This is a genomic window from Pararhizobium sp. P1_E7, assembly GCF_056405855.1.
On the sequence record NZ_JBFUBH010000081.1, the window covers coordinates 1 to 11,023 of the forward strand.

At 56.9% G+C, this 11,023-nt stretch carries 9 protein-coding genes; 2 read left to right on the forward strand and 7 right to left on the reverse strand.

What is annotated here, in order from left to right:
* The 5 genes from AC1D17_RS25710 to AC1D17_RS25730 form a co-directional block, all read right to left on the reverse strand.
* Positions 1-762: UbiA family prenyltransferase (locus AC1D17_RS25710; protein ID WP_477568117.1), on the reverse strand; the 762-nt coding region annotated here is incomplete at its 3' end.
* 32 nt (positions 763-794) lie between these two features.
* Positions 795-2,357 (reverse strand): glycosyltransferase family 39 protein, encoded by a 1,563-nt coding sequence (locus AC1D17_RS25715; protein WP_477568118.1) that lies wholly within the window; start codon positions 2,355-2,357, stop codon positions 795-797.
* A 195-nt stretch (positions 2,358-2,552) separates the two neighbouring features.
* Complete coding sequence (locus AC1D17_RS25720) at positions 2,553-3,656, reverse strand: NeuD/PglB/VioB family sugar acetyltransferase (protein ID WP_477568119.1); 1,104 nt, start codon at positions 3,654-3,656, stop codon at positions 2,553-2,555.
* A 6-nt stretch (positions 3,657-3,662) separates the two neighbouring features.
* A complete protein-coding gene (locus tag AC1D17_RS25725; RefSeq protein WP_477568120.1) occupies positions 3,663-4,595 on the reverse strand; it encodes an alpha-ketoacid dehydrogenase subunit beta in 933 nt (310 codons plus the stop codon).
* Positions 4,596-4,598: 3 nt separating this feature from the next.
* A complete protein-coding gene (locus tag AC1D17_RS25730; protein ID WP_477568121.1) occupies positions 4,599-5,552 on the reverse strand; it encodes a thiamine pyrophosphate-dependent dehydrogenase E1 component subunit alpha in 954 nt (317 codons plus the stop codon).
* Between the two features lie 633 nt (positions 5,553-6,185).
* Here AC1D17_RS25730 and AC1D17_RS25735 point away from each other — a divergent pair.
* The gene (locus AC1D17_RS25735; RefSeq protein ID WP_477568122.1) at positions 6,186-7,274 is read left to right on the forward strand and encodes a glycosyltransferase; all 1,089 of its coding nucleotides are present in this window, start codon (positions 6,186-6,188) and stop codon (positions 7,272-7,274) included.
* 414 nt (positions 7,275-7,688) lie between these two features.
* Entirely contained in the window at positions 7,689-8,507 is an 819-nt protein-coding gene (locus AC1D17_RS25740) for a sulfotransferase domain-containing protein (RefSeq protein ID WP_477568123.1), read from the forward strand.
* Positions 8,508-8,593: 86 nt separating this feature from the next.
* Here the strand turns inward: AC1D17_RS25740 and AC1D17_RS25745 are convergent, their stop codons facing one another.
* Positions 8,594-10,015, reverse strand: a complete 1,422-nt coding sequence (locus AC1D17_RS25745; protein WP_477568124.1) for an efflux transporter outer membrane subunit — start codon at positions 10,013-10,015, stop codon at positions 8,594-8,596.
* A 261-nt stretch (positions 10,016-10,276) separates the two neighbouring features.
* On the reverse strand, positions 10,277-11,023 hold a 747-nt coding region (locus tag AC1D17_RS25750; RefSeq protein ID WP_477568125.1), incomplete at its 5' end, for a methionyl-tRNA formyltransferase.

Below are 11,023 nucleotides of genomic sequence, written 5' to 3' on the forward strand. Positions count from 1 at the left end.
CAGGAATACTCCGCTCAGGAAAGCAGTCATCATCGCGTAGACGAAGCAGGAGACCATCAGGCTCTCCTCGGAATAATAATGGAAGGAGCGCCGGTATTTGCTGAGCACCGCCACGCCGGCCGTCGCGGAAATGTCCCGATATTCGCCCAGCCGCTTTGCCGCCATAAGGAATGCGCCTGCCATCCAATAGGCCACGAGCACGCTGACAGGTGGCAATGTCACGCCATCAACGATCGCCCATCCCAATAGAAACCGGATGGGATTGTTCAGGCATTCCATCAGGACGTCGAGGTAGGGCTTGTCCTTCACGCGCATCGGACGAACGTTGTAGAGGATGCCGGATGCGAGAAACGCTATCGAGGTGAGAAAGAAAAGTGTTCCGATGAGATAACCGAGGACAAGTCCGGTGATCGCGAACAGGAAATATTCGCCATAGACAATACCCGGCCGCAGGGCGACGACCACGGCACGGCGCATCGACTTGGTGGGGTGGGCCGCGTCGTGTTCCCGATCGAGCCATTCGTTGATGACGTAGTTCGCCGACGCAATGCAGATGGCGCTCAAGAGGCCCACCGGCACATTGAAGTAGAGCGCCGGAAGAGCCGGCGACTGCAATGCGTAGGCGAGAACAAGGCCAGGCAGAACGAAGACATGTTTAGTCACATGATCGAACCGGGCAAGCGAAAGGTAGTCCGTTAATCGCCCCTGCGGCGCCGTTTGCACGTTGCCAACGACTGGAATGCTCTTCTGATGCGTAGGCATGGACCGTCCCCCCTTCGTCTGGAACCAAACGTTCAGTTTGAAGACTGCAATTTTCCGTCGGCTGTAATGTCACCCTGATAGATGCGGCCGTCCGCTTCTGACTGGACGAGCTTGAGATCGGCCAGCTTCACAAGCTCGTCCTCGCTTGCGTAATAAAAACGCCAGTCAATGGCATCGAAGAATACAACATAGGCGTTCTGTTCCACCAAAGCCTGCCGAAGCCGCCGGACCTGGTCCTCGAACGGATTTTCCTCGCTTTCCAGTCCGGTGCGCCGCTGGCTGTGAGCCGGTATCCAATCTGTCCTGCGTCCCGTCAGGAAATTCAACACGTCGGAGCCGTTGGTAAAGACGATTGCGTTGCCGGGTAAAGCACGAACAGCCGTAACCGTCGGCGACGTCTTCCAGGTGAGACTTTGAAAGCCAATGCCTTCGTCGTAGGCCTCCGCCGTTTGTACGGCGCTCCGAAGTACGTTGACCGCCAGGAGGATTGCCAGGCCTGTAATCACGAAGCCGCGCTGGACCGGAGCCCGGCTCAAGCGACCGCTGAAACTCGCCGCTGCAATGACCAGCACGAACACGAGGCCAACGTAAAAGGGCAGGGAATAGCGGTTGTTGAGCTGCAGATTCGCTTCGATCAGGACAGAGAGAATGATGAAAGCAAGATAGAAGAAATTGAAGAAGCCAAAGACGAGAATAAGTACGTCCTGCCGCAACGGCTGCGCCTGACCCCAGTTGCGCCATGCCGCCCCCAAAATGACGAAGACTGCGATACCTACCACCGTCAAAAGCAATGCGAGGCGAATAAACTGCGGGACCTGGGACGGAAGCAGGAAGCTCGCGAGTGCCGACAATCCGCCTAGCCAGCGATCACTGTCCGCATTGCCGTAGAACGACAACTGGCGGCCAACGGCGCGGCCGACAAGCAGCTTGCTGCCCACAGCCCAGATGGCGAATATCCCTGCGCTTAGCAAGAAAAGCATGGCTACGTCGATGACGCGCTCGGTCAATGTTCGCTGGCGGTTGTAGAAAAGGATGATAGCCGCAAACGACGCGCCGATCGGCGGAGCGACAAAACGAGCGAGCATGGCCATGCCAACCGACAAGGAGGATGCTGTGAGTGACCGCCGATCCTGCCTGTCCAGATAGGATAGAAAAAAGGCTACCGACAGTAGCAGGAGTGCCAGGAAGAGCGATTCTGACATCGCTATCGTGTTTGCCCACAGGTAGGTCGGGCAGATGATGATCAGAAGGGTTCCGATGGCGACGAACAGCGGCTGGGCCGGTAGCGCATATCGGAACAGGTGAAGGACGAGAAGTGTATTTGCTATATATAAGACAAACGCCGCGATGAGCGCGACATGCTCCAGTTCAAGCCCAAGCAGATGCCCCGCACTCAGAATCCAGGGATAGAGAGGCGCATCATAGGGAGTGCTGACAATCTGCATGTAGCGCGTCGTATCGGGCAACACGCCGATGCCGTGCCGCGTATTGGCCACGAATAGAATTGCAACAAGAATAACAAAGGTCCAAGCCATGGCGTCGGTCGCTAAAAGCACCAACGGATTGCCGCCTCTCGCCCTGCGCGGATTAGCCATCTAAGCCCCTGTGCGTGGTCGCGTAGCATTTGAAGTTTAATTTTAAATATTAATGCATACTAATTAAACTGAAATAAATATACAAGCCTTGCACCAGGCACCGCGAGCAGATTGGAGTTGCCTGTCCCTCCGGCCACCAATTCAAACAATGCAACCAACAAATGCCGGATGGTCTTTGCCGAACCATGAAATGTTCTAGCGAAGATGCCGGCGCCCCTGAGCGTCAATGATGATGTCGTCCCCGACATTGGCGCTGATATGCGCGCCGTTGTGGATCAGGCAATCGGCGCCGATCCGGACCCCCAGCAGCACTGTTGCCCCCATCCCCACGACTGTCATCGGCCCGACGCTCACCCCACCGGCCAGGATCGCGCCCGGTGTCAGGTGCGCGTGATCCTGCACGATACTGTCATGGCACACGATACTGCCCTGATTGACAATGACGTTGTTGCCGATCGCGCAGCGCGGTCCGATCGTTGCGCCGGCCAGAACATGGCAACCATGTCCTATTGTCGCCGCCTTGGAAACGGTCGCGGACGGGTGGATCACCGGCGGTAGGACGAAGCCGATGGCCGAGGCGCGTTCAAACATCGCCCGCCTTGGCTCGCTTGATTGGGCACCCCCTATGCCGATGAAGGCGTAAGGCGCTCCCTCGGCAATCAAACGCTCCAGGCATTCCTCCGTGCCGATCACCGTAATACCGCCGCAGACGTGGTGGCCGACCGGCAACGCCTGATCGGTACAGCCGAGGATCTCGTATCCCGAGCCTTCGAGCGCATCGATCAGGCAGGCGGCGTGGCCGCCGCCGCCGATGATAACCGCCCGCCGCGCAGACCCGGAAGGCACGGCAGACCGGAACGTCCCGGATCCGATCTCCTTGGTGCCGGATTGGCGGCTGGCCGCCGCGCGCACCTCGGCTTCGCCGATGCGGCCGTCGAAGGGACTGACATCCGCAAGGTCGATCCCGAGCTCGGACGCGATCTTGCGAGCCTTGGCCGTTATCGCGATCTCCTTGCTTGCGGCATTGCCGGCACCAGGTATTCCGGACCCAGCGTCTGCATTTTCGCCGAGAAGTTCGCATAACACTGCGCCGACAGGGATAAAGTCGCCAACCTTGACGTCAATCCGGCCGACAACCCCAGGCTCCGGGGCATGAACCTCGACAGCAGCCTTCGTGGTCTCAAGGACAAAAAGAATAACCCCTTGCTCTACCCGCTCGCCCTGAACGGCCCGAATGTCGATGAGTTGAAGGTGGTCCTCGTTGGCATTAACCCGTGGGGCTTCAACAAGCACGCTCATGAAAGCTTAACCCTTCCTGAAAAGATCGAGGCAAGCCGCCTGGATGGCGTTGACGCCCGGCAGCACATCGTCCTCCCATTCACGGCTCGATGGGATCGGGTGGTCCGGCCCGGCCAATGCGGTGAAGTACTTGACCCGGCCGATCAGCGCGCGCGCACACTCCGACCCAAAGCCCCAGCCGGGAGAGCCTTCCTCCACCGCGACCACGCGGGTGCAATTGCCGACCTGGCTTCGGACATCCTCATAAGGAAAGGGGGATAGCTGTTCGACGGCCACCACGGAGGTCGCGATTTCCTCCTCTGCAGCGAGTTTGGCTGCAGCGGCAACGGCGTGCTCGACACAACCGCCATAGGTCACGATGACGATGTCGGCATCCGGCGGGCGGGGAAGTGCTGCAGCGCCCAGCACAGGCCTGGCATACATGACCTTGTTTTCGATGATCAGGTGAGGGGATCGGGCAGCAAAAGCCCGGTGCAGCAACGCACCCGGATCAGCATATTCATGCGTGGCCAGCACGGTAAGGCCGGGCACGCCGCAAAAATGCTTCTCCAGACTTTGCGAGTGTGTCGGTCCGTAGCCGCGCCGCCCGCCCATGGGAGCACGGATAATGACGGGAACCTCAACCTGATCGTTGTACATCCAGCGGAACTTGGCTGCGTGGTTGATGATCTGGTCTGCAGCCAGGGCAATGAAGTCTCCGAACATCAGTTCGACAATCGCGGGCCGGCCCTTGAGGGCGAGGCCTGCGGCCATACCGACGATGCCACCCTCGCTAATCGGCGTGGTCCAGACCCGATCCTGATAGGCGGACGAAAGACCCTTGGTGACCTTGAACGCCCCACCATAGGGATCGAGAATATCCTCGCCCAGGATGACCAGGCGGGAATCCATTTCCATGAGATCGTGGAGTGCGCGATTGATCGATTCGACGACGCGCATGGGTCAACCTCGCGCCAGAGGAGCCGAGGCCGCAGATTCCACGGCACGGTCCACAACGGACCGGCAGAAGGTGTCGATTGCCTCGAAGTTCGCCACCCGCCRCCGCATGGGAGGGATGGGGTCCCGAGCCCGCGCTTGTTCCAGACGCAGGGCCGRTCGCGTGTCGTCACCCTTGCTATGCGGACCTATTCGCTCGGTCCGCAAATAGAGCCAGCAGGGGCGGGATTCGGCGCGGGCATAGCCTACGGCTTCCCGGGCAAGTTCAAATATCTCGACGGGATCGTTGCCGTCATAGGCAAATGTGCGGATGCCGAACGGTTCGGCCCGGGCGACGATCGAACCGGAGACGGTCAGAGCTTTTGGGGTCGTTTGGGCGATTTCGTTGTCCTCGATCACAAAGACAACGGGCGCGCCGAAAACGGACGCGAGGTTCAAGCTCTCGTATACTGCTCCCTCGCCCATCGTTCCGTCGCCAAGGAATGCGACGGCCACAGCGCCTTCATCCTTGCGCGCCAATGCGGTGCCGACGGCAACGGGCGTTGTGCCTCCCTGAATGCCATTTGAGTGGAAGTTTCGGAAGCACAGGTGCTGGCTGCCGCCGCGTCCGCCGCAAACGCCGGTTACGCGCCCCATGATCTCGGCGATCAGCCGTTCAACCTCACCCGAATAGGCAATGAAATGACCATGGCAGCGATGATTGCTCCAAATGATGTCCCGGTCCCGGTCGAGCGCGTTCACCACGCCTACGGCATTTGCCTCCTGGCCGATCGAAGTGTGTGTCGTGCCGAACAGAAGACCCTGGGAAAAGAGATCGAGCAAGCGCTCCTCGACGAGGCGGATCAGCATCATCTGTTGATAGAACCGGACTACCGTCGGTAATTCGAGGCCGAGCGGCGTCGCTCCTGCATGAACTTCCAGTTGTGGAAAGGTAGAATTCGGTGCCGATGACGACGTCACTACTTCAGCTCCCCAAAGAAGACTTGAACGTCTAATTGCGTCAAGCTACACCCTCTTTCCTCGAGCAGCAATAGACTTCGAAAAGCTGAAGGAAGCCGCGATCTCGGTAAGCGTTGTGGCTACTTGGCAGGTTTGATTCAGGGATCGCTTGGAACGGACCCGGCGATGAGGGCATCGTTGTCGGGGGCGGCGGTACTGCAAGCCGGAGAGCGGGAAGGGCGAGCGTCGAACCGCTTCGCTGCCTGCGCGTTAGCCGCGCCCTTCAATTTAATCGCCAGCCGTAGCAGCTTGAGAACCCAACTTAGGCATATTGAAGGTTGCAATGCGATTGCCGGAAATAACGCACCGCTGGCAACGTAGCTTGTGCCTTGCTCAACCACGGCTTTACCGGTGAATTACACGTGTGATAGACTATCGTCAGCGAGAATACCAGCGATGTCCCCATCAAGCTCCTCTCGCACAGCGCACGTGCAATGATTTTATTAGAGATCAAATAATTCTCAAATAATTTTCGCAATAGAACGAGAATCGTTACGATTTGCTTATCGCAAACGTTAGAATTACTGTTTTGTTATTTCGACTTCCGAAACTGTTCCTCACCAGGTGGACGTGGCGCGTCAACAGAGGTGGATATTGAAGACGATCTTCTACGTAATCACAGCGTTGAACCGCGGCGGTGCTGAGATCGGTCTGAGGAAGCTGATTGAAAGCGGCTTTTATGATGGCTGTATTCTGTACGTAATTTCTCTTGTCGCGGGAAGCGGCGAACTTCTGGACGAGCTCAATCTGTTGAACGTTCATACAACAGTGCTGGTCTCCAGGAAAAAGCCGTCCTTGTACAGCATGGCTGTTGCAAGCGTCCGGTTGCTCCAGCTGGTCCGCAGCAAAGCGCCCGATATTATGATCCTCTCATTGCCTCAAGCCAATATAATTGGCAGGATTGTTGGATCCTTGTGTCGAGTTCGCACGATCATTTCGTTCGAACACAATACAAAACTCACGAAGCTGACCTATAAGTACCTGTTTTTGGCTACCTCGCCGCTTGTGGATGTGGCGTTCTTCGATTGTATCGAAACCGCCCGCTCGGCATTGGCGAAATACTATTTGAGGAAACCACTTCGTCACTATGTGGTGCCGCTAATATCTTTCGGCGCTCCCCCTGAGCTTGAAGCCATTTCGGATTATTCCAAGCTTCGGATCGTGATGGCCGGACGGTTTACGCACGTCAAAAATCATGTGGTGGCAATCGAGGCGGTCTCGGTACTAAAAAAACGGGAGGTTTATGTTGAGCTTCATATTTGCGGCGAAGGTCATTTAAAAGATGCGCTGCTGGAGCGTTCCCAAAATCTGGGTGTACGCGATCAGGTGTTCTTTCCCGGTTTTATAGGCAACTGGTACGATCAGCCGAATGTGAATTGCTTCCTCTTGACGAGCAAACATGAGGGACTTTGTTTTGTTGCGCTGGAGGCGCTGTGGAAGGGGATTCCGGCGATATTGGCGMCTGTCGGCGGAGTACCAGGTTACGCAAATAGCAACAATGCAATCCTCCTAACGGAAACGACACCCAGCTCGGTTGCACAAGCTGTCGTAGAGTTGATCCACGCACGTCCAGACGTAATTGACGCGCGCAGGAAAGCCGGTCAGGCCGTTGTCCATCAAAAATTCGGGGCTTCCACGGTGAAGCTTGAGCATGAGAAAATTCGCAAGGAAGTTCTTTTGTAAGGTGGCACTTCCCCAGCCCGCGGCAAAATTGACCTGGGGCTCATTCAGGCGGCGGCCGCGATTGCTGAAATTATCGCTTGTGGGCATTTTGCACATTGAGTAATATCTAAAATGCTGGAATTCAGCATCCGCATGGTCTGATCCAGAGAATTCGGAAATATACAATTTCTCTAAAAACTAAAAATTTCGCCTCAATCCAGCGGACAGCCGCCCATTGCGGTTTTCCAAATTCTTATTCTGCAGAATGAAAGTATAAAAGTTACCGATTGCGGATCTGGTTTTTGCCGATCAATAAGGGTTCCATCCATGATGCCCGTTTCATATGATTCCAGTGGAAAGAAACTACACGGAATTTGGAAGGGGTTAACCGAGCCATACGAAACATTGCGATACTTCTGGAGGTTTTTGCGCAGGATGCGCAGGGACGCTACTCTCTCCAGATACGCAGAAAAAGCAGACGCCTGTCTGGTTTCTTTTCCAAAATCCGGACGAACTTGGCTGCGCTATATATTGTCGTTTTATTTTTCGGCGGCCTTTGGAAAGAACGACAAGACGAACTTGCATAACATGTTTGCGCTTGTGCCGAATTTCGACCTGGATGCGGTGCGTGGAATTCCCGCCTTTATATCCCAGGGTGCGGCTGGCAAGATGCCCATGGTGGTCGTCAGCCACGAAGCCAGGTCACAGCTCCCGGATAAACTGCCGATCATTGTCATGGTGCGCGATCCGAGGGATGTTCTTGTGTCAGGCTATTTTCATGCGACCCGACATAAGGGGCGTTTCTCTGGCTCGCTGTCGGATTTCATCGACGATCCCGACTACGGGATGCCCAAAATGATCTCCTATCTTAACGGCTGGGCCACCGGTCTCTCAGGCAGACGCCACCACATCGTGAGCTACGAGAACCTTTCGGCCGTCCCTGTGAAAGAGATCGAGGGGATCCTCAATTTTCTGGGATGCGAGATCAAGCCCGCGGTTGTTCAAGCGGCCGTAGATGCAGGCCAATTTGAGAGGATGCAGGAAATGGAGGTCGCCGAGGGTATCCCTGCACACGAATACGACCGCACAGACCTTCAAAGTATGCGCATGCGAAAAGGGCTCGTGGGCGGCTTTCGCGAATATCTGAACGATGAGGAGATCGCTCGCATCGAGGCATACTGCAGCCGTGATCTGACACTGGAAGCCAAAAACCTTCTCAGGGCAACCAGCGGCGATTTCAATCGCTCCCAATAGCCAGCATCTTCAGTCACATCAAAGCTGACCCAGCGCATCGGGATCGACCGAGCCAAATGAGGCGAGCGCTGCGGGTTCTCCCGCGTTCAGCTCTTGGCCGGCGGTGTCGCCGCAGTATCGGGGGGCACTTCAGAACCGCTGCCGATCGCCACATTCAGCGCGACATAATCGAGGGCGAGTTTACGTATTGCCTGCGCAAGTGAAAGACGCCCGATCGAGACATTGCGTTCGGCGTCAAGCACGTCGAGGAGCGTCGTTGCGCCGCCCCGGTAGGTTTCGCGCGCGAGAGAAAGTGCTTGCTCGTAGGACTGAACAACTCTTCTTTGCGCTGCTGCCGTTTGGGCGTCCCGGTGCAAGGCGACAAGCGCATTTTCCACTTCCTCGACCGCGTTCAGGACTGTTTGTTTCCAGGCAAGATATTGCTGCGCCGACGCCGACTTGGCTATTTCCACGTTAGCCTTGAGCGCGCCTCCGTTGAAGATCGGCACATTGATCGCCGGGCCGAACGACCAGCCCGTCAGCCCGCCGGATGCCGTGTTGGTGACGAGGCGACCGGCGCTGATCGTGCCGTCAAGCGTAATGCTCGGATAGAGTTGGGCCTCGGCAACACCGATATCGGCTGTTGCTGCGGCCAGGAGACGTTCGGCCTTGCGAATATCCGGGCGGTTGCGGATCAGATCCGCGGGCACGCCTGTTTTTGTGGAATAGCGGGCAACGGGTTGTGTGGCACCTTTGACAAGGCTGTCGGTGATGCTGGCTGCAGGCAGCCCGAGGACCGTCGCCACATGGTTCGCGGCCTGATGAAATCCTGCTTCGAGGGGCGGGAGTTCGGCAAGTGTCTGGTTGACCAGACCTTCCGCCTGAACAACGTCAAGGTTTGATGCCGAGCCGGCCTTGCGTGTGTCTTCCGTCAGTTTCAGTGTCTCTCGGCGGGATGCAAGGCTTATCCGCGTTTGGACCAAGGCCTCCTGGTAGAACCGGGCGTCTATGTAGGACGCCGCCAGATCGGAAAGATAGGCAAGCCTTGCCACCCCAACATCGTCATAGGCAGCGTCGAGCGAGGCGTTTGCCGATTCAACCGAGCGCCGGTACTCTCCAAAGAGATCGAGAAGCCATGAGGCGCCGATATTGGCGGAGGCCGTTTTCGTGGAAGTCCCTTTGCGAAGGAACGATCCGTCGGTGCCGGCGACCGTTGCGTCTGCGCCCGCGTCTACCTGCGGCAATCGACCGGCCCCGGCTGCGATGACATTGGCTTGAGCCGCTTGGATGCGTTCCATTGCCTGAAGTACGTCAAGGTTTTGTGACGTGCCTTGCTCGACCAGTGCCGTCAGGTGCTTGTCGTGAAAACTCTCCCACCAACGGTTGAATCTGACATCGCCGATTTCCTGCGCCTTTGCTTCGGAATATTTCGAAGGCAAGGCAGTTTCCGGTGCCTGATGGTCGGGGCCGGCGACGCAGCTGCTCAGCAGTATCGCCATCAACGGCAGCAATGTCCTCGAATACGCCATCAGTTCACCTTGGATGTACGCTGTTCATTAAGCATTCGTTTACCAAGCATCGAAGTTTCCGATGCTTGTTTGTTATTTCACTAAATTCTTCATTTTTAATTAAGCTTACTTGCCTGAAGCGGCGATCAGGCAAGATCACCGACAGCTGTGCAGCGCCCGGCATGCCGGGTCGAACGCGCGAATGACGCTCGGGCTAAGTGCCGAAAGGAGAGGCAAGGGGCAGCGAATTTACGCCCGAAATTCATCAGCTTTTGAAAGCTTCTATGGAAGGGGAACCAGCTTGCAATGCACCGGCGGCGGCTTGCCGTTCTGCGATCGCCAATGACGGGCCTCGATACACAGTCCGTCACCGCACATGACGACAAAGCCGTCCGGAGTGTGTGCCTGTACCTGACCGGTAACGCCGATAYAGCGGGGTGTTTCTGCAGCGGGCGCAGCCGTGTCAATGTGAAGTTTGAGCCCGTTGCAGTGCGTGTAAGCGCCGGGATATGGATCGCCGACGGCTCGAATGAGCGTGAGTATCTGGGAAGCGGGCAGGCGCCAATCGATCAGGCCATCTTCCGGCGTGCGTTTCGCGCAATAGGACGCCTGGCTGTGGTCCTGCTCGATCCTCGGGGCATCGCCTCTCTCAAGCCGCCGCATCGCTTCCGGGACCATCTCTTCAATGTTATGCATATGTTTGAGATAGAGGCTGCGTGCCGTCTCGTCGGCTGCAATGTGGAAGATATTCTGCAGGAGAACGGGGCCGGAATCTGTGCCCTCGTCGAGCCAGAACAGTGTGGAGCCTGCTGTCTTTTCGCCAAGCAGGATGGTCCAGGGAATGACGCCTCGTCCGCGCAATCGCGGCAATGCGGCCGGGTGAAAACCGACGCTGCCGATGCGCGCTATAGCGCGAAAGGGAGCTTTGCAGATCTGCGACCAGCCAATGACGAGCGTGACGTCGGGTGTTGCGTTTTCGATGGCCTTGAGGGCTTCAGGGGAATTTATCAGCGTCGTACAGTATACTGG